The organism is Aquaspirillum soli, from assembly GCF_054781915.1.
The window spans coordinates 94803-115931 of record NZ_BAAGTM010000007.1; the positions used below are offsets into that span (position 1 = coordinate 94803).

The window sequence follows — 21129 nt, forward strand, 5'->3', positions numbered from 1 at the left end:
GCACTAAAAAAGTGGCAAGTTTTCTGCTATACTCTTCGCCACTTTTGGGCCTCTAGCTCATGCTTGGTTAGAGCAGCGGACTCATAATCCGTTGGTGCCGGGTTCGACTCCCGGGGGGCCCACCACAGATACAAAAAGTGCTAGATCTAGCATGAACAAAAAACCCAGCAAAAGCCTTGTGCCTGCTGGGTTTTTTGTTGTGTCCTGACCAATTTTTTTCAGACACCAAGATCGGTTTTTTTGTTGCCCTGTTCCGCTCATAAACTGTTTCAGCTCTCGGGCAAAGAAGGCGGAGGCCTTTTTTAAGAATTCATTATCCGATTTCAGTTGACGGTTTTCAGCTTCCAGTTGGCGGATTCGTTACTGTTCCGCCGTTAGCTTGAAGCTCGCATCATATTGACTACGTTTTGAATTCATTTCTTCCCCATCGTTAAGATCTAACATGCCCTATCGAGGTGTCTACGGGTATTAGATCATTACAGTTATCGTGCATATAGCTCGTCCCGATCAGGACGATCTGCAATACAATGAACCGGATTGTTATCGTTCTCAACTTGTCCTGCAGGAATAAGCTGACCAAGTGAGAACGCATCTTGAGCAAGTCCACAGGCGACTGAAACTCGTTGGTAATCACTCGTCGTTCCTGAAAAATCAGCGAGTTTTGGATGCTTAGGGAGCAACATCAGATTCATCACCGGCGCACAATTCAGGCCACCAGACTTAACTGATTTTTGGTATCCCTCAACTGATCCTCCACCTCCGGTCAAAAAGACAGGGAGTCCTTTAGTCCAAGCTTCAGACAAACGGTATCGATTACGTTTTGTATGCTGGAAGACTCGATGAACAGTGCTATGCACCTCTCTCCAAAAGACGTTGTCCCGCAGTGCGATGTGATCCTCTAGCAAACCAGTGGATTTGGCATACTCTGAAGCACTCAACACCGGCTGCAACTCATCAGGGAGCTTAGAGTCTTCATGCTCTGGAGCCTCAACAAGACGGTTCTGATTAAGCATCTGAGTACCTAGGGCTCTAATCTCGGGAACCAGAAACGGAAATACGTCCTCTCCGTCTCTATCGTGAACGATGAAGGTCACGACATCCAAGGTTCCCCCTCCAACATCAACCAGTGCATGTAATCCACGCTGACGTTGCGCTGACTGAACATATCCAGCTATTTGAGCGACGAACTCCGGTAAGACATCGAGGCCAATCAAATCCGTGGGAAGGTCGCCAGGTTGCCACCCTCTGATCAGCTCAACGGCCCAGGCAGCAGATGGCTCTAACTCAGAGATGCTCATCGACCACGCGGAGGAACACATCTTCAGATATGCACGTTGATGACGATCATTTTCGAGCCCATTACTAGGTGCGCCAATGTTCAGCATCCAGCGAATTGAACTACCACCGAGCTTATCCCCATGATGAAAAAACACCCACGCTCGGATATAACGCAAGACTAAAGCCAAAAAGACAGCTGCGTTTGCCAGAGAGGCTGAGGAAACTGCTGGGTCGATGAGGGGGTGCTTTAGCCGTTGGCGGACTTGGTCTACAGATACATCAGGAGCTTGCCCAATTTGGCATGAACCGTCGGCTAATATCGAGTATTCGCTTGGAAGCAAATATCGATCAGCACTTGCTGATACTCCATACCAGTCAACCACGAAAATCTGATCCTTCAACCCAACCGCGGCTTTCGTATATGACGTTCCAAAATCAAGCCCAATGAACACATCAATTGCCCCGGCGGACTTCGTTTGTTGAGGCAATTGAGTGCAACTACCTTTGCGAACCCAGGCATCTGGAATTTTGAAATTTGCCTGCCTCGTTAAATTCGAGTTCTGCTGAATTTGGAATGTACTGGGCACCTCCCTCGGTTTTGGTGGAGAAGGTGGGGCCAAAGGCGCTTGAACTTGAGCGGCATCCTGAACCTTGAGAGGTTGCGGGACGCTAGTACCCATAGATTTGGGCGACACAGGCTGCACCGGAACTTTGGGCTTTGCCGATGCTTGATTCGATTTGTGATGCCTGCGTCCTGAATCTGAAGTGCTGCCTTTAGTAGAAGGAGAACGAGTAACAATCGGATTAGGTCTTGGCTTGGCTACAACAGAGTTTGCGTCGCTCTTTGGTCTCTTCGCCGGCGAATCGACTTCACTTTTAACACCAAACATTTCGCGTTTTAGTGTCTTCAGTGCGCTTTTCCAGTCGCTCATAAATCCCCTCCCTGAATTATTCAACGCGAATCAGACCAACGCACACTGGCGCATCGTCTGGCTGGAGACTCTCTTGTCTCTGAATCTGTTCTCGTTTTAGTCCCATGCGAGCCTGCAGTTTTTCAATACGCCCCTGGGTTGCCTTTACAAGCGCACTACGACCCTGCAAGGTATGCTGAGCACGGACACCCTCAAGCGTTTGTAGTCGCTGGCTCATGTGCTGATCGATCCCATGCAACTGGAACATGAGTCTGTCCGCATTCTCATCTTGCTTGCGTTTCTTGGCTCGCTGATAAGATTCTTCAAGATGAATTTCCAGCTCATCAAGGCATGCACTCGCTACCTCTGGCGAAACGCTGACTGCTGCCTCAAGCCAGTCACTCCCGTAAGTACGAGCCTGATTGATGAGACTTTCGGCTTGATCGTCAGGCAATGGCACGCGTGCAGACAAATCGCATACTGCGGATTGCAACCATTCCTCGTCGCGTACGCCACTGAAGGTCCAACGTCGCAGCGCAAACATGTAATTTCCAGGCGCTACGCTCGTTTCGCTGGCAGATACTTTGACGGAGACCAAGGGGTAGAAAGCTTCTTCGAGTTCATTCAACCGCTGACTGATATAACGGATGATCGGATGAAACTGATGAATGCTCTCAACTGACTTATTGCTGGCACTCGTCAGCTTATTTACAAATCGACATTGCCGGGGAAGCGCATTTCCCAATGATGTCTGTCCAATCAATCCCTTTCGACGACAGAAGTCATCCAGGTCTGCAGCCACATTTGCGGGCAATTGAATCAAGAAAGTATTGTCAGTTTCACTATGCTGAAAACGATGGCCAGCAACGTGCTGATTCAAGAAGTCCTGAACATAAATAATCAGATCGCGCTCAGTCACTCGGCGTGAAAGTTCATCAGCGGCTTCTATTCGCTCAAGAACCAAGCCTCCGTGCGCCATCATCTGCGAGGCGTTCTTTTCCAACTCTTCCTGACGTTGGCGTACGTTTTCCAACGCTTGGGCCGCGCGCTGAATTTCAGCATCCTCTTGCTCAGGCGTCAGACGGCTTGTCAGCAACTTGGATTCCAGTCGCTTGATGGTCTCTCCGATGATGGGTTCCGGCTCGCCTAGTGCTTGCTCGAACACTTTCAGGCGGGTCAGCAAACGGCCGAAAATTCTTTCATCGATGGTCTCCTGATAGAAGAGATTCCAGATGTGAATGACTTGTGCCTTTTGCCCTAAACGATCAATACGACCAATACGCTGCTCCACTCGCATCGGATTCCAGGGCAAGTCGTAGTTGATCAGCAAGCGGCTGAACTGCAAGTCGACACCTTCCGATGCCACTTCAGTTGCAACCAGGACTCTAAGATCCGAGCGCTCACGAAATTCATTGATCAAGTCCTGCTTGGACTCAGACATGCCTCCCCACAACAAAAGACTCGGCATACCGAGAAACTTTAAGCGCTCACTCAAATATTTTGCAGTGACGCGGAACGAGGTGAACAAAATCACTTTTTCGTCCGGATTGTCTGCGAAATAATCCTTGAGAACGGTCACCAGACGCAGCAACTTCGAATCAGATTGCTCCAGTTCGGCCGCATTCAGGTTCCGAGGGCGATGCGCTAACAAAAACTCTTTGAGGGACTCGCTGATATCGTCGAACTCGCCTTCATCGTCATTCTCTTCATACTCCTCGGCAACCTGCTCTGCCATGTCCTCGACAAGCGAATCGTCATCGCCCAACCAGGCGCGAGCAAACGCAGCTGGGCAGCTACACACCTGCCGCTGAGGCGTCGCCAGCAGAAAGCCATCGGAAATTCCTCGCCGCCAGGCATAGTCACGCGTAACTTCGGTCACGTACTCATAGAAAGCACGTTCCGCATTAGTCATTGGCACCTTTTCGGGGTGCACCTCTCGCCGAGGACGCTCCATTTGAACGTCACGTTTTCGAGTTCGGGTAATGACGTGACCCAGCAAATTTATCCGTTCCAAACTCGCCGCCAACTCAGCTCGAAACGCCGGTCTGGCTAGATCCTTATCCGTCGGAGGAGCCTCAAGTAACGCCGCCAATTGACGAGAGTTACGTAGCAAATTGGTTTCAGCAGCCCCCTTCACATAAGTCAGAATCTCGTCTGCGCTCGAGGAAGGATTGAGAGCTGCATCTCGGGCTGAAACCAATGGCTGATTCGCCGTTAGAAGCTCCTGGAAGCTCGAGGGGTACTGGAAGTGTTCCGGGTCGCACAACTGCAGTAGATGGAACAGATCGTCGTTATGTAGATTGATCGGGGTCGCCGATAGAAGTACCCGCTGCTGCGAAACCTTCTGCAGCATTTCACCCAAACGATGCACCGAACTCTCTGGGTTGCGCATGTAATGCGCTTCGTCGAAAACAACGAGATCCACCAGTGGCTCTTCTTCGGCATGCTCATCGAGCAAATGGGCCAGTCGCACCCGGCCAGAAGCCTTCTTCGGCGGAGGTGTATCGCTTGGCCTCCAGCTCTTTGGTGGCCGCAGTGTCTGGTAGCTTGCTATCCAGGCTTTCGGAGCGCCCATGCTGGATGAATGCTCCAGTTCATCTACCAGCGTGCTTGCTTCGACGATGAAGGCATCAATACCAAAGCGAAGCTTCAGTTCATCACGCCATTTCTCACGCAACACCGCAGGGCAAACGATCAGCAAGCGACGCATGTCCTCACGTGCCCGTAGTTCGGTCCAGATGATCCCTGCTTCAATCGTCTTGCCCAAACCGACTTCGTCGGCAATCAACAAGCCGTCAGCTGGAGACTCCAACATAGTCAGGAGTGGCTTGTATTGGTGAGCATAGAAATCGGTATTCGTCACACCCATCGAGTAAACGAGGTTTGCCAAACGTCCCGAGAGGTGGACGTGAGTCAAACTACGGCGCAAATCGGCAGAACGACCGTATTTACCGAGCTCGATAAGCTCAAAACGATCTTTGGAAACAATGACATTCAACTCTTCGAGCTGATCTTCTGCCACGTAATCCTGAGTTCCGTCCTGCCACCGTACGCCCAGATAGGCGATTGCACCTCGCTGGCGTACCTGGCCAGTTGTCACCCCTGTTTTTCCTGGGTTGTCGATGCGACGAACTTCCGTACCTTTCTCCCACACCATCCGAAATCCCCCTTAGCAGCAGTGCTACAAATTTATCCGCCCATAAGCCCATCCAATGAGCCAATCCTGGTCAAACTCAAAACAACCGCTGGATCGTTGCTTTAATCTCCGAGGCATTGAATGCAGTCGAACCGGAACCTTCGGAAGTCACCAACATTCCACTCGGTTCGATCCCCTCACTCGTCAATCCTTAGACTATTCTTGATGTACTAGGTGAGTTTTTTCTCCCATTTCTAGTGGTAGCTTTTTTCCAAAAATACCCTATTGATGTGTTTGGTATTAGACCATTAACCCTTGCTCTAAGTCTTCCTTCGTCAACAGGAAGACAAACCCATCACCCGCCGACGTTTCTAACCACATAAACGGCAGCGTTGGGAAGGCTTCTTCCAGTGCGTCGCGGTTGTGGCCGATTTCCACCACCAAAATCCCTAACGGGTTGAGATAATCGGCGGCTTGGGCCAATAACCGGCGAGTGAGGTCGAGGCCATCATCACCAGAGCCTAATGCCAACTCAGGCTCATGTAGATATTCTGGTGGCAGTGCAGCGACCGATTCTGCATCGACATACGGTGGATTTGACACGATCAAGTCGTAACGCTGACCGGCCAAGGGGGCGAATAAATCGCCTTGCCACAGTTGTAGCTGTTCTTCTAACCCATAACGACTGCGATTGATCTCGGCGACTTCTAAGGCCTCGCTGGATAAATCCACCGCATCGATTTCGGCATCGGGGTAGTAATTGGCTAACAAGATTGCCAAACATCCCGACCCTGTGCAGAGATCAGCAGCCCGATGCACCAGTTCCGGAAACTCGATCCAAGGAGCGAAGGCATCGTTCGCCAGCAATTCGGCAATAAACGAGCGTGGCACAATCACTCGCTCATCCACATAGAAATCAAATTGCCCTAACCACGCCTCATGGGTTAAATACGCCGCCGGCACCCGCTGTTGCACACGCCGTTCTAACACGTCCAACACATCAGCCACTTCGCTATGTAATAGACGGGCATCGAGCAAAGCATCGAACTGTGCCAAGGGCAGATGCAAGGTGTGGGCGATCAGATAGGCGGCTTCATCCCATGCGTTATCTGTGCCGTGGCCGTAAAACAAAGCCGCTTGTTGAAAACGGCTAATGGCAAAACGCAGCAAATCACGCGGGGTTTGCAAGACGTTAGCAGCTTGATCGAACATGAAAAGTCCTAAATACAAAAATTAAAAGGGCAAGGCTGCATCTGTCTCAGCAGCAAGCACTTGACGAAAATCGGCCTGAATCCGCTGCAACGCTGCTTCTGTTTCTGCTTCAAACCGCAAGACAACCACGGGTGTGGTATTTGAGGCGCGCATTAAACCAAAGCCATAGGGGTATTCCACTCGTAAGCCATCTAAGGTAATCACTTCACATTCGCTCGGAAATTGTGCGCTAGCCTGTAAGCGCGCAATCAAAGCATGATGTTCACCCTCGGCCATTTTGAGGTTTAATTCAGGTGTCGAGACCGCATTCGGCAGATTGTTTAACACGGCACTGGGGTCATCGACCTGCGACAAAATCTCTAGTAAACGGGCACCGGCATACATCCCATCATCAAAACCGTACCAACGTTCTTTAAAGAACACATGCCCTGACATCTCACCGGCCAACAGCGCACCGGTTTCTTTCATTTTGGCTTTGATAAAGCTATGACCTGTGCGTGCCATGATCGGCTCACCGCCCAACTCACGAATCCACGGTGTCAGATTGCGGGTTGATTTAACGTCAAAAATCACTTTGGCACCCGGGTTGCGCGACAGGACATCACCCGCGAACAACATCAGTTGCCGGTCTGGGTAAATAATGTGTCCTTCTTTGGTCACGACACCGAGTCGGTCGCCATCACCATCAAATGCTAACCCTAACTCAGCGTCGGTTGTTTTCAGCGCGTGGATCAGATCTTGTAAGTTTTTGGGCTGCGAGGGATCGGGGTGATGATTCGGGAACGTGCCATCGACATCGCAGAACAAACTGCGTACGCGGCAATCCATCCGTCGGTATAACACCGGTGCAAAAGCCCCCGCTACACCGTTGCCACAATCGACCACGATATTCATGGGACGGGCCAAGGTGATGTCTTGGGTGATGCGGTTGAGATAGGCTTCGTTGATGGAGTGCGTACGATATTGGCCTTTCCCTTGGCAAAAATCATCCGCTTGAATCCGTTTTAACAGGGCTTGAATGCGCTCACCGGATAGCGTGTCCCCTGCCAACATCATCTTAAAGCCGTTGTAATCGGGGGGATTATGACTGCCGGTCACCATCACACCAGAGAGTGTCCCCAACTCATGCGCAGCAAAATACAACATCGGGGTCGCCACACGCCCCAAATCAATCACATCCGTCCCTGTGGCGCGCAACCCTGCTGCAAGGGCCTCGGCGAGATCGGGTCCAGAAAGACGACCATCGCGGCCAATGCACACCGCTTTGACACCGCGTGCTTGGGCTTCGCTGCCAATGGCGAGGCCGATCAGTTTGGCTACCGTCTGATCGACAGTGCTACCGACAATGCCACGAATATCGTAGGCCTTGAAAATCGAGGGATCAACAACTGCCATTGGGTTAACTCCTTATGCTGGGCGAGGGGCGAGGGATTGGGATAGATCAACCAAGGCTTGCAGCCGTTGTTTAGCGGCGCCAGAGGCTAACACGTCTCGGGCACGCGCTACGCCGTCAGCCAAGGAAGTAGCAACCCCAGACACATATAAGGCTGCCGCTGCATTGAGCAGCACAATATCACGCGCTGGGCCGGCTTGATTGTCGAGCACAGCCAACAACATTGCCTTCGATTGTTCTGCACTATCGGCGCGTAAATCATGGGCCGAGCACAATTCAAACCCGAGGCTTTGTGGGTGAAATTCATATTGCTCAATCTCACCGTTTTTCAGCTCGGCAATCAGCGTTGGAGCACACAAGCTGATTTCATCCAAACCATCACGGCCATGCACAATCAACACATGGCGGCTGCCCAATTGTTTTAGCACCCGACATTGAATCCCCACTAAATCAGGATGGAATACGCCCATCACCTGATTGGGGGCGTGTGCAGGATTGGTCAGCGGGCCGAGGATGTTAAACAGAGTTCGCACACCCAGTTCTCGTCGCACAGGGGCGACATATTTCATCGCGGTGTGGTGGTTTGGGGCAAACATAAAACCTACCCCTAATTGATCAATACACTGACCTACAGCCGCAGGGGTGAGGTTAAGCGCCACCCCCAACGCCTCGAGCACATCGGCACTCCCCGAGCTGGACGACACCGAACGCCCACCATGTTTTGCAACTTTGGCGCCGGCTGCTGCCGCCACAAAAGCAGCGGTGGTAGAGATATTAAAGGTATGGGCACCATCGCCACCGGTACCGCAGGTATCAACTAATCCTTCGGTGGTGGCAACCGGGACTTGGGTGGCAAATTCGCGCATCACCGTCGCTGCAGCGGCAATTTCCGACACGCTTTCTACTTTAACCCGCAAACCGATCAAAATAGCGGCAATTTGGGTCGCAGCCACTTGGCCACTCATAATCTGCCGCATCAGCGACAGCATTTCATCATAAAACAGTTCGTTACCATCAATGAGACGATTCAGGGCGGCGTGGGGGGTAATCATGCTGCAACAACTCCGGCAAATTCACGCAAAAAGTGATTCAACATGGCGTGGCCATGCTCGGTCAGGATGGATTCAGGGTGAAACTGTACCCCCTCAATCGGTAGCGTTTTGTGGCGAACGCCCATGATTTCACCATCATCGGTCCAAGCGGTAATGGTAAGGCAATCGGGTAGGCTCTCGCGTTCAATGACTAAAGAGTGATAGCGCGTGCAAGTGACCGGATTGGGCAATCCTTCAAACACACCTTGGTTAAGGTGGTGTACGGGAGAGGTTTTGCCGTGCATCAGTTGTTTGGCGTGGATGATTTTTCCACCAAAGGCTTGGCCAATGGATTGGTGACCTAAACACACACCGAGAATAGGAATCTCCCCAGCAAACCGTTCAATAGCAGCTAATGAAATGCCTGCTTCATTCGGTGTGCAAGGGCCGGGGGATAAGACTAAGTATTGCGGCTTGAGGGCAGCGATTTGGTCGAGGGTAATTTCATCGTTGCGATAGACCTGAACTTCTTGTCCCAACTCGCCAAAGTATTGCACGATGTTGTAGGTAAAAGAGTCATAGTTATCAATCATTAACAGCATAAGGTGGATTCCTGTATAGAGAGGATATCGGGAAGCAGGTGCTATTTTGGCGTAGTTTAGGCGGGGGATAAACAAAAAAACGCGCCCCGAGGAGGGGGCGCGTGGTTTAGGGAACAGGCTTGATGGTTTTACAGTACGAGCATGTCTGGTTGCTGGGTATCGTCTTGTTGGGGAGAGAATCCAGAGGCATCCCCAAAGACAGGATCGCTCAACCCAAGATCGCCACTTGATGGAGGATCGTCACCGCTGCCGCCTTGTGTGGTAGCTGAGCCGGTGGCAGCTTGGTTAAAACCTGTGACATCGGCTGCATGCTCTGCTTCATCACCTGCCTGTTGTACGAGCTCTTCAAAGGTCTTGCCATCAGATTGGCCACTGCCACCGCTGTTGCCATCGCCAGAGTTTTCGCTGTTCTCGGCGTTGTTGTTATCGAGTGAGTTGCCAGGGGCATCCTGATCGCCGTTGCCATGACCGTTGTTGCCTTGCGGGCCGCCGTTACCACCGGAACCGCCGGTGCTTACACCGCCGCCGCTGTTGCCAGCGCCAGAGTTTTCGCTGTTCTCGGCGTTGTTGTTATCGAGTGAGTTGCCAGGGGCATCCTGATCGCCGTTGCCGTGACCGTTATTGCCTTGCGGGCCGCCGTTACCACCGGAACCGCCGGTGCTTACACCGCCACCGCTGTTGCCAGCGCCAGAGTTTTCGCTGTTCTCGGCGTTGTTGTTATCGAGTGAGTTGCCAGGGGCATCCTGATCGCCGTTGCCATGACCGTTGTTGCCTTGCGGGCCGCCGTTACCACCGGAACCGCCAGTGCTTACACCGCCGCCGCTGTTGCCAGCGCCAGAGTTTTCGCTGTTCTCGGCGTTGTTGTTATCGAGTGAGTTGCCAGGGGCATCCTGATCGCCGTTGCCATGACCGTTGTTGCCTTGCGGGCCGCCGTTACCACCGGAACCGCCAGTGCTTACACCGCCACCGCTGTTGCCAGCGCCAGAGTTTTCGCTGTTCTCGGCGTTGTTGTTATCGAGTGAGTTGCCAGGGGCATCCTGATCGCCGTTGCCGTGACCATTGTTGCCTTGCGGGCCGCCGTTGCCACCGGAACCGCCGGTGCTTACACCGCCGCCGCTGTTGCCAGCGCCAGAGTTTTCGCTGTTCTCAGCGTTGTTGTTATCGAGTGAGTTGCCAGGGGCATCCTGATCGCCGTTGCCGTGACCATTGTTGCCTTGCGGACCGCCGTTGCCACCTTGGTTGCTGTTGCCACCTTGACCACCACCGGTATTACTGCCGGTGCTGTTCTCAGCATTGTTATTGGGGCCAGAACCACCAGGGGCGGTTTGGTCACCATTGCCAAAGCCGTTATTGCCTTGCGGGTTGCCGTTGCCACCTTGGTTGCCGTTGCCACCTTGGTTGCCGTTGCCGCCTTGGTTGCCATTGCCGCCTTGGTTGCCATTGCCACCTTGGTTGCTGTTGCCGCCTTGGTTACCGTTGCCGCCGCCGCTGTTGCCAGCGCCAGAGTTTTCGCTGTTCTCGGTGTTGTTGTTATCGAGTGAGTTGCCAGGGGCATCCTGATCGCCGTTGCCGTGACCGTTATTACCTTGCGGACCGCCGTTGCCGCCTTGGTTGCCATTGCCACCTTGACCACCACCGGTATTACTGCCGGTACTGTTCTCAGCATTGTTATTGGGGCCAGAACCACCAGGGGCGGTTTGGTCACCATTGCCAAAACCGTTGTTACCTTGTGGGCCGCCGTTGCTGCCTTGGTTGCCGTTGCCGCCACCGCTGTTGCCTTGGCCGGAGTTACTACTGTTCTCGGCGTTGTTGTTCCCACCGGAATTGCCCGGTGCATTCTGGTCGCCGTTGCCGTGACCGTTATTGCCTTGCGGGCCGCCGTTGCCACCTTGGTTGCCATTGCCACCTTGGTTGCTGTTGCCGCCTTGGTTGCTGTTGCCGCCTTGGTTGCTGTTGCCGCCTTGGTTGCCGTTGCCGCCTTGGTTGCCGTTGCCGCCTTGGTTGCCGTTGCCGCCTTGGTTGCCATTGTCACCTTGGTTACCGTTGCCGCCTTGGTTGCCGTTGCCGCCTTGGTTGCCGTTGTCACCTTGGTTGCCATTGCCGCCTTGGTTGCCGTTGTCACCTTGGTTGCCGTTGCCGCCTTGGTTGCCGTTGCCGCCTTGGTTACCGTTGCCGCCTTGGTTACCGTTGCCGCCACCGCTGTTGCCTTGGCCGGAGTTACCACTGTTCTCAGCGTTGTTGTTCCCACCGGAATTGCCCGGTGCATTCTGGTCGCCGTTGCCGTGACCGTTATTACCTTGCGGACCGCCTTTATCAGGTGTCGGTGCTGGCTCAGGTGTTGGTGCTGGCTCAGGCGTTGGTGCTGGCTCAGGCGTTGGTGCTGGCTCAGGCGTTGGTGCTGGCTCAGGCGTTGGCGCTGGCTCAGGTGTTGGTGCTGGCTCAGGCGTTGGTGCTGGCTCAGGCGTTGGTGCTGGCTCAGGCGTTGGTGCTGGCTCAGGCGTTGGCGCTGGCTCAGGTGTTGGTGCTGGCTCAGGTGTCGGTGCTGGCTCAGGTGTTGGTGCTGGCTCAGGTGTTGGTGCTGGCTCAGGTGTTGGTGCTGGCTCAGGTGTCGGTGCTGGCTCAGGTGTCGGTGCTGGCTCAGGCGTTGGCGCTGGCTCAGGCGTTGGCGCTGGCTCAGGTGTTGGTGCTGGCTCAGGTGTTGGTGCTGGCTCAGGTGTTGGTGCTGGCTCAGGTGTTGGTGCTGGCTCAGGTGTTGGTGCTGGCTCAGGCGTTGGCACTGGCTGAGGTGTCGGGGCAGGGGTAGGTTCTGTTACAGGCGTGGAAGGCGTTGGAGTTTCACTATTCTCCGTTGTTTCTTCTGTTACCGCTTCTTCCGTTGTTGCTGGCGTATCTGTCGTTACCTCAACATTCTCGACAGGTGCTGGTGCCTCTGGTGTCGTGGTCGTCGCCGCAGAAAACGCAGCCGCAGCTGCAGGCGCTGCTGCAGGCGCTGCTAAATTCCCCTCACCAACCTCACCTGCTAACCCTTCATTCTGTATTGGATTGTTGGCCTCGACAGCTTGCGCACTCTCAGTGTGTTCTGCTGTGGCTGTTTCGGTATTTGTGGTCGAAGCCGAAGTCGTGCCACGGGTTGAAGCCTGAGCACGAATACCTGTGGTTACACCAGCTTCAGCGGAAGCAGTTTCTGACAGGACCTTGTTATCTGATGGTGTGTAGCCGGTCGCCAGTTGCGCCATTTCAATGCTGGATTCTAACTGGCGCTTACTCATCAAAATCTGGTCTAACCCTTCGTCACGGGCCGAGGTATCCAAGTTTTGTGTTGAATCGTCTTCGGCCAAATTGGTAACGCCCACATCACGAGCAAGCGTAGTTAGCTCTTCGTTGAGTTGGTGGTCATGTGACGCATTGTCGTTTTGCTCTGCCATGTGGTGCGCTCCCTCTAAAACTGCTGCATGTACTGTGATGTGTGCTAGGCGGAATTGGTTTTTTTAAATCGGCCAATTCAATTAAATTTATTATTTAATTGCACAGTATAGCTTTGATTTTCATCACAACATAAGCATTTTTGTGGGATTTTTTCATTTACTAAGAAAGTGGTAGCTTGCTGATTTTTTTCATAAAAAAAAGAAAGCGAGATCAAATAATCTCGCTTTCTAGGTTTTATTCTTATTTTTCGCCTCCCCCCCAGTCAATCAAGGCCACCAATGGGGAAAGTGTTTTTGGATTAGAGCTTTCAAATCTTGTTCGAAAGGGGTGTTGGTGTGTGTGTGTTGGAGTGGGAGAGAGGAGTCGAGTAGGGGTTGACGAATCATGCCTGCGCCGATGGTGACGTTGGAGAGGCGATCGATGACGACGAAACTGCCAGTGGCTTGGCAGAGTTGGTATTCGTCGAAGGCGAGGGGGTTATCGAGTTCGATTTCGACGCGAGCGATGCCGTTTAATGGGAGTTGTTGGGCTGGGTGTTGTTCTAGGGAGTTGACATCGATTTGGTAGTCGATGGCGCGGATACGGCCACCGCTAAAGCTGGTACCTAGTTTGAAGTCGTAGCGTTTACCGATGTCGAGTGGTTGGTCGTGCATCCAGACGAGATCGGCGGCAAAAGCGCGTCCGAGATGGGTGTGTTGTTCGGCAGCGACGAGAATATCGCCACGGGAGATGTCGATTTCTTCTTGCAAGGTGAGGGTGATGGCGTCACCGGCGGTTGCGAGGTTGAGTTCACCTTCCCATGTAAGGATGGATTTGACAGTGGCGAGTTTGCCAGAGGGTAGGACTTTGATTTTTTGGCCGGGGCGAATGGTGCCGGCGGCTAAGGTGCCACAGTATCCGCGAAAATCGAGGTGTGGACGGTTGACATATTGGACGGGGAAACGTAGGTCGGTGAGGTTGTCGTCACGGTCGATTTCGAGAGTTTCTAAGATTTCTAGGAGTGGTAGGCCTTGGTACCAAGGTGTGTGTTCGCTGGGACGGGCGACGTTATCGCCGGTGAGTGCGGAGAGGGGGACAAAGCGGATGTCACGGACGCCGAGTTTGTCTGCGAAATGTAGGTAGTCTTGGGTGATGTGGTCGAAGCGTTCTTGTGAGAATTGGACTAGGTCCATTTTGTTGACTGCGATCACAAAATGGCGGATGCCTAATAGGGCACAGATAAAGCTGTGGCGGCGGGTTTGTACTTGTACGCCATAGCGGGCATCAATCAGGATGATGGCGAGGCTGGCAGTTGAGGCGCCGGTTGCCATGTTGCGTGTGTATTGTTCGTGGCCGGGGGTGTCGGCAATGATAAATTTACGGCGGTCGGTGGAGAAGTAGCGGTAGGCGACATCAATGGTGATGCCTTGTTCGCGTTCTGATTGTAGGCCATCGACTAATAGAGCTAGGTCGGGTGTGTCGCCGGTGGTGCCGTGAACACGGCTATCGCGGGTTACGGCGGCTAATTGGTCTTCAAAAATGCCTTTGGTGTCGTATAGGAGTCGGCCAATTAGGGTTGATTTACCGTCATCGACACTGCCACAGGTGATAAAACGCAGCAGGTCTTTTTCTTCGTGACGGCGTAGATAGGCAATGATGTCGGATTGCAATAGGTTGGTGCTGGTGTTGGTGGTGTGAGACATCAGAAATAGCCCTCGCGTTTTTTCTTTTCCATTGAGCCGGCTTGATCGTGATCGATAGCGCGGCCAGAGCGTTCGGAAGTGGTGGTCAATAACATTTCTTGGATGATGTCTGGCAGGGTGGTGGCTTGGGATTCGACAGCGCCTGTCAGGGGGTAGCAGCCTAAGGTGCGGAAACGCACTGATTTCATTTGTGGGGTTTCGCCTTCGCGTAGGGGAAGGCGTTCGTCATCGACCATGATCAGCATGCCATCCCGTTCTACGACGGGGCGAGGGGCTGAGAGGTAGAGTGGGACAATCGGGATGTTTTCTAACCAGATGTATTGCCAGATGTCGAGTTCGGTCCAGTTTGAAAGTGGGAAGACGCGAATGGATTCTCCACGGTTGACGCGACCGTTATATAGGTTCCATAGCTCGGGGCGTTGGTTTTTGGGATCCCAACGGTGAAAGCGATCTCGGAAGGAGTAGACACGTTCTTTTGCGCGTGATTTTTCTTCGTCACGTCGCGCACCACCAAAGGCAGCATCAAAACCATATTGATCTAGTGCTTGTTTGAGGGCGTCGGTTTTCATGATGTCAGTGTATTTGGCACTGCCATGATCGAAGGGGTTGATATTGGCGGCTAACCCTTCTTGATTGGTATGGACAATGAGCTCCATGCCGGCTTGTTTTGCCATTTGATTCCGGAAGGTAATCATGTCGCGGAATTTCCATGTGGTGTCTACATGGAGTAATGGAAACGGTGGTTTGGCAGGGGCAAAGGCTTTGCGTGCTAGGTGTAGCATGACTGAGGAGTCTTTGCCGATGGAGTAGAGCATGACTGGATTGGAGAACTCGGCAGCGACTTCACGGATGATGTGAATGGATTCGGCTTCGAGTTGTTTGAGGTGGGTACGACGGTGTGAGGACATGAAAGCGATTTCTCCGCAAACGGAAATCAAAAGTCCTGCCAGCATACACCGCTATAAAGAACTGTTTTGGTATTTTTAGCTATATGTTATGACGAAAAAGCATTAAGTGTGTTCATCCGCTAACACCGGTAACGATAAGACAAATCGAGTCCCACCTTCGGCAGGATGTTCAACGGTGAGGCTGCCTTTAGCGGCGGCGGCTAGACTGGCTGATAGCGTTAGACCCAAACCGAGACCATGTTCACCGGGCTTGGTCGTAAAGAAGGGTTCAAACAAATGATGGCGCAACTCTGGTGCAATACCGGGGCCGTTGTCTTGCACGATCAGGCGATAACGGTCGCGCTCCCCCTCCCCCGCCAACCACAGTTGACGTTCATGCTGCTCTGCCATTGCATCAAGCGCATTGACCATTAAATTCACCAAAATTTGCTCAAGACGAGTTTGATCAATCGCCAGCCGCGCATTGGGACAAGCGCGTTGTAAATTAACAGGCGTCCTTGCGAAGCGCGGATGCAACAAAAACAATGCCGCATCAATCGCCTGTTCCACTTCGGCTTCACCTTCATCCCCTGATCGACGAGCAAAAGCGCGCAAGCTGGCAGTGATGCGCCCCATCCGATCAACCAGCTCGTTAATTGTATGTAAATTGGTAGTGGCAGTATCAAGGGCACCGCGTTCTAAAAAGCGAATCGTATTACCCGATAACGTCCGCAAAGCAGCAAGAGGTTGATTCAGTTCATGGGCAATGCTGGTCGACATTTGGCCAATCACAGCCAACTTACCCGCTTGCACCAGCTCATCTTGGGTACGCCGTAAATTATGTTCAGTTTGGCGCCGTTCATGAATTTCTTCACGTAAACGGGCATTGCTAGCGACTAAATCGGCAGTGCGTTCAGCAATTTTGCGTTCGAGTTCATTGTTTGCCGCTTGTAGGGCTTCGCGTGCCGCTAAGCGCGTGGCCAACACTTTACGCCGCTCATTCCACGCGATCATAAAAAAGGCAATAAAAGCAAACAATACAGCAGCTAACATGCCGTGGCTGACCGCATTGCGTTGCACTTCATCTAACGGCGACAACACGGTCAAGTCCCACGGCGTATCGCTGAGACGGCGGGTTTGTGCCAAATAGCTTACAGTATTGGTCTCACCTTGTTCTGCATCAGCACTGCGCTGCAAGGTAATACGTTCAACCCCAGGCCCGAGAGGAAGCCGCTCAACAGGGTTGAGTTCAGTGAATGTCCACCAGTGATATTGCAAGCTGCGCACCAAGGCTTCCCGTTTTTCATCAGAAAGTGGATACACCGCTTTGAGACGGCGTTTGGGGTCACTGGATAAAATAATAATGCCATTTTCATCAGTAACGAAGGCTTCCAGCCGTGCTTTTTGCCAACGTGCCTCTAGTGCCTCTAAACGGATTTTGACCACACCCACACCGATAATCCGACCTTGATGGCGCAGACCATGAGCAAGGTAGTAACCCGGTTCGCCGATGGTGCTACCGATACCATAAAAGCGGCCTTGTTTACCGACAACCGCATCTTGGTAATAGGCGCGAAACGATAAATCTTCCCCTTGATAGCTGTCGGCATCTTTCCAATTACTGGTGGCCAACACACGCCCAGTCAGGTCTAACACATAGGTCACTCGGCTGCCGCTACGCGCATTCAACCCTTGCAAATAATGATTGACTTGGCGTTGGCGTTCGGTGGACGGTCGCAGCAATAAATCACTGACGCCCGACTCCAATTCGAGCAAACTGGGTAGGTAGGTATAGCGATTGATCTCGCTTTCGACTGCTCGGGCATGTAATTCAAGTTGGCGTTCACCATTCTCGGTCAACGCCTGAATCCCGCTGCGCTCACTAATGCGATAGCCGCCATAGCCAAACCCGAACATCAGCAAAATGATTAAGGTAGGCAAGATAACGTGGCGCAACAACGGGAGTTTCACTTTAGCTGAGTTCCGGTATTGTCAAAGACGCTGATATCCACGGGAATCCCCTGCCGCACACTTTCTGACACGGTGCAAAACCCTTCAAACTGACTCAGGATACGGTCGAGGTGTTCCACTTCACTGGCTGCCACGGCCAGATGTAGTTGCACACGAATCGCCAAAATCCGCAGGCGATTGTCCTCGTTACGGCCAATGGTGGCTTCGGCTTCGGTACGCAGAGGGCCGGCCTGCTGTTTGTATTTACCAAGCGCAAAAGTCAGACTGTCAGACAGACAATTAGCTACACCAGCAATCAATAATTGAGCAGGCGTTGGGCCATTGCCTTTGCCTAAGGGCGGGGGTTCATCTGCAATTAAAGCGGGTAAATGCTCAGCAAAATGAATTTGAAATTCAAAACCTTCATTCTGTTGTAATTGAACACGAACAATGCTATCACCTGACATGCTATTTCTCCTTAAAAAGACCAGCGCTGTCGATGCTAACACAGGCAAGCCACGCTTTTGACCGCTATAATCGCTGTCGTTCAGGTGTCTGCTATGTCAAAACGACATCAGTAGGTGAAACGGGAAGTCGGTGCAAAACCGACGCTGCCCCCGCAACGGTAAGGTGAGTCAATAATGACACCGCCGCTTCATACCACTGTTTCAAACCGAAATGGGAAGGGAAGCGACGAGATAACCAAGCCCGGAGACCGGCCTGAGCCCGTGTCGGTGTGACACGGTTTGCCACAGAGTTTCGCGGGGCGCGAAACGCGAGCCACTGCCTTAGGCAATGTATCTTGCTGATCGTCTTCGCACTCTTACGTTGTGATTTCACCAAAGAGTGTTTTTTCATGTTCAAAGCTGTTTCCTGTTTTACGCTCACCGCCTCAGTCTTGGCGGTTTCTCATGCTTATGCCCAAACCCCATCGGCAGAAGACAATACGCCAGCGTTAGAGGTGGTCGTGATTACCCCGACTCGTAGCGCCAGCCCGCTGCATCAGGTGGTCAATGATGTCACGGTGATTGATGAAACCGCCTTGCGCCAAGCGGCAGGTCAAACCTTGCCCGAGATTTTGGCGCGGCAAACGGGTGTGGTATTAACCAGCAATGGCGGTGCGGGTCAACCAACCAGTCTGTTTTTGCGTGGGACAAATACCAACCAAACCGTGGTGTTAGTCGATGGTGTACGCGTTGCTTCTGCTGTGACAGGTGGCTCACCGTTGCACTTATTGCCGCCAGAACAAATTGAACGCATTGAGATTGTGCGCGGCCCAGTGTCAGGGATTTATGGGGCAGATGCCATTGGCGGTGTGATTCAGATTTTCACCAAACAGCATGGCAAAGGTTTAAGCGCCAGCGCTGGTTTTGGCTCGGATGGTCAACAGGTTTACCGTTTATCCGCAGCAGGCACAATCGGTGAACGTACCCGTTATGCCTTAACACTCGCACAACGCGAAACAGAGGGTTTCTCGGCCACGACGCGCAGCAACAGCTATAGCCATCACCCCGATAAAGACGGTAGCCGCAGCCAAAGCCTATCGTTGGCACTGCAACATCAATTCGATGGTGGTCATGAAATTGGCCTGCGGGCGCTGCAAATTCATAGCAACACCCAATACGACGCCGCCACCGGCAACCAATTTGATGATCGCAACCACACCCGTCAATCCACACTCAGCACTTGGTTTACCAGCCGCTTCAGTGATGAATGGCAAGCGACGTTAACCTATGCGGATAGCCGCGACTGGTACGATAGCCGTTCACGTTCCCCCGATTGGGTGCGCGGTGGCTTTGCGCTCAGTAACAATCAATTTGGTTCACACGACCAACGTTGGACATGGTTGCATCAACTCACTTTGGGTCAGGCACAGCTCAATGCTGGGGTGGAATATCTGACACAAGAGGTGGAAGGAAGCTCGCGCTTTACCGAAGAACAACGCCACGTGAAAAGTGCCTTTGCCAGCTATTTAGCCAATTATGATGCGTTAACAGTACAAGCCTCTTTGCGTCATGATGACAACTCACAGTTTGGCGGCAAAACCACAGGCTCGTTTGGTCTTGGCTATCGCCTGCATCCAGAATGGCGTGTATTAGCGCAATATGGCACCGCCTACCGTGCACCAACCTTTGCCGATCTCTACCAAGATTTGCCAAGTGCCAGCTATCGCGGCAATCCAAACTTGCGTCCTGAACAAGCTTATAACCGTGAGCTGGCTCTGGAACATCGCAATGCCTATGGCCAAACGCGTTTAACTGGCTTTGATAAAAAAATCAAAGACTTGATTAGCTACGTTTCCGATCCAGTCACCTACCAAGGCACGATGGCGAATGTGCGGCAGGCCCGGATTAAAGGTGTCAGCTTAGACAGCCAATGGCAATTCGACCAATGGCAGTTGAAAGGCAATCTGAACTGGTTGCAAGCAAAAGATGCCGACAGCGACCGTTTCTTGCCTTATCGCCCACAGCGTTTTGCGGCGTTGAGTGTGGCACATCAGTTTGGTGATTTATCAGTCGGTGCAGAATGGCGGGCGGTGGGTCATCGCTACAGTGCAGCAAACAATGCTGCGCGCAGTCGCTTAGGGGGATATGCTTTGGGTAGCGTGTTTGCCGAATATCGGATTAACCGTCAATGGTCAGTCAACGGTCGGGTAGATAATGTATTTGATCGTGAATACACCGATTATGTTGGCTATCAAACGGCCGGTCGTTCGGTCTTTGCCGCCGTTCAGTACCAACCTTAATGCGTATCTCATGGCTATGGCTGGCCGCATTCGCTGCCAGCTTTGTCTCTGCCAACCCCATCACCGTGAAAGATGATGCTGGTGCCGTGGTGCGTTTATCGCAACCGGCCCAACGCATCATCAGCCTTGCTCCTCATGCAACAGAGTTGCTGTTTGCTGCCGGGGCAGGGCAAAAGGTGGTGGCGGTCAGCGAGTGGAGCGATTTTCCGGCAGCAGCAACAAAGCTGCCGAAAGTCAGCAGCGTGAACGGTATCCAGTTTGAGAAAGTGTTAGCACTGCGCCCCGATTTGGTGGTGTTATGGGGCAGTGGGCAGGGACAACGGGATGCAGAACGCTTGCGGCAGTTAGGCTTATCCGTCTTTCTCAGCGAACCCCGTTCGTTGCAGGCTATAGCAGATAGCCTATTACGCCTAGGCCAATTAGCCGGTTCCACCGCACAAGCTCAACACGCCGCCCAACAATTTCAACAGCAGTGGCAACAACTACAACAGCGTTATGCCTCAGCACAACCGCGACTTTCGGTGTTTGTGCAAATTTCTGCACGGCCACTGCTGACCATCGGCGGCAGACAATTTCTATCCGATTTGCTGCGGGGTTGTGGTGGCAGTAATGTGTTTGCTGATGTCGGGTTAGATGCGTTTCCTGTTTTACCTGAGCAGGTGTTGCGCCGCCAACCCCAAGTGATGCTTACCTTGGGAGAGAACACCGCAACGCTGCAACAGTGGCAAAGTTGGCCGCAACTACCAGCCATCCAACAGCAACAACTTTATTCCCTACCTGCCGACCCCCTCAGTCGCCCGGGCCCACGCTTGGTGGAGGGAGCAAAAATGCTGTGCCATGCCTTGGCACAAGCACGCAGTCATTTCCAACAGTAA

General features: G+C 52.7%; 13 protein-coding genes, 1 tRNA gene and 1 riboswitch. Of the genes, 3 read left to right on the forward strand and 11 right to left on the reverse strand.

The features are described from left to right. Positions 1–46: 46 nt before the first annotated feature. Positions 47–125, forward strand: a tRNA-Ile gene (locus ACYVJG_RS08365). 357 nt (positions 126–482) lie between these two features. On the opposite strand, the gene ACYVJG_RS08370 is transcribed toward ACYVJG_RS08365, so the two are convergent. From ACYVJG_RS08370 to ACYVJG_RS08420, 11 genes are all read right to left on the reverse strand, one after another. Then, positions 483–2210, reverse strand: coding sequence for a hypothetical protein (locus tag ACYVJG_RS08370; RefSeq protein ID WP_460430656.1), 1728 nt, complete (start codon positions 2208–2210; stop codon positions 483–485). Between the two features lie 16 nt (positions 2211–2226). Continuing rightward, complete coding sequence (locus tag ACYVJG_RS08375; RefSeq protein WP_460430657.1) at positions 2227–5346, reverse strand: SNF2-related protein; 3120 nt, start codon at positions 5344–5346, stop codon at positions 2227–2229. A 279-nt stretch (positions 5347–5625) separates the two neighbouring features. After that, positions 5626–6537 carry a 50S ribosomal protein L3 N(5)-glutamine methyltransferase gene (gene prmB / locus ACYVJG_RS08380; protein WP_460430658.1) on the reverse strand — a complete coding sequence of 304 codons (912 nt, stop codon included), beginning with the start codon at positions 6535–6537 and terminating at the stop codon, positions 5626–5628. 21 nt (positions 6538–6558) lie between these two features. Beyond that, positions 6559–7932, reverse strand: a complete 1374-nt coding sequence (locus tag ACYVJG_RS08385) for a phosphomannomutase/phosphoglucomutase (protein ID WP_460430659.1) — start codon at positions 7930–7932, stop codon at positions 6559–6561. A gap of 12 nt (positions 7933–7944) precedes the next feature. Continuing rightward, positions 7945–8982, reverse strand: a complete 1038-nt coding sequence (gene trpD, locus ACYVJG_RS08390; protein ID WP_460430660.1) for an anthranilate phosphoribosyltransferase — start codon at positions 8980–8982, stop codon at positions 7945–7947. Next, the gene (locus tag ACYVJG_RS08395; RefSeq protein ID WP_460430661.1) at positions 8979–9563 is read right to left on the reverse strand and encodes an aminodeoxychorismate/anthranilate synthase component II; all 585 of its coding nucleotides are present in this window, start codon (positions 9561–9563) and stop codon (positions 8979–8981) included. Before ACYVJG_RS08395 ends, trpD begins: the two co-directional genes overlap by 4 nt. 128 nt (positions 9564–9691) lie before the next feature. Next, positions 9692–12988, reverse strand: coding sequence for a hypothetical protein (locus ACYVJG_RS08400; protein WP_460430662.1), 3297 nt, complete (start codon positions 12986–12988; stop codon positions 9692–9694). Positions 12989–13255: 267 nt separating this feature from the next. Further along, positions 13256–14671 carry a sulfate adenylyltransferase subunit CysN gene (gene cysN, locus ACYVJG_RS08405; protein WP_460430663.1) on the reverse strand — a complete coding sequence of 472 codons (1416 nt, stop codon included), beginning with the start codon at positions 14669–14671 and terminating at the stop codon, positions 13256–13258. Continuing rightward, a complete protein-coding gene (cysD, locus tag ACYVJG_RS08410) occupies positions 14671–15579 on the reverse strand; it encodes a sulfate adenylyltransferase subunit CysD (RefSeq protein WP_460430664.1) in 909 nt (302 codons plus the stop codon). The genes cysN and cysD overlap by 1 nt, the downstream gene beginning before the upstream one ends. A 102-nt stretch (positions 15580–15681) precedes the next feature. Beyond that, the gene (locus ACYVJG_RS08415; RefSeq protein WP_460430665.1) at positions 15682–17529 is read right to left on the reverse strand and encodes a sensor histidine kinase; all 1848 of its coding nucleotides are present in this window, start codon (positions 17527–17529) and stop codon (positions 15682–15684) included. Continuing rightward, a complete protein-coding gene (locus tag ACYVJG_RS08420; protein ID WP_460430666.1) occupies positions 17526–17975 on the reverse strand; it encodes an OsmC family protein in 450 nt (149 codons plus the stop codon). The genes ACYVJG_RS08415 and ACYVJG_RS08420 overlap by 4 nt, the downstream gene beginning before the upstream one ends. A 65-nt stretch (positions 17976–18040) precedes the next feature. Further along, a riboswitch (cobalamin riboswitch) is annotated at positions 18041–18246 on the forward strand. Positions 18247–18364: 118 nt separating this feature from the next. On the opposite strand from ACYVJG_RS08420, the gene ACYVJG_RS08425 reads away from it, so the two are divergent. After that, on the forward strand, positions 18365–20254 hold the full coding sequence (locus ACYVJG_RS08425) for a TonB-dependent receptor domain-containing protein (RefSeq protein WP_460430667.1): 1890 nt from the start codon (positions 18365–18367) through the stop codon (positions 20252–20254). Beyond that, a complete protein-coding gene (locus ACYVJG_RS08430) occupies positions 20254–21129 on the forward strand; it encodes a cobalamin-binding protein (RefSeq protein WP_460430668.1) in 876 nt (291 codons plus the stop codon). The genes ACYVJG_RS08425 and ACYVJG_RS08430 overlap by 1 nt, the downstream gene beginning before the upstream one ends.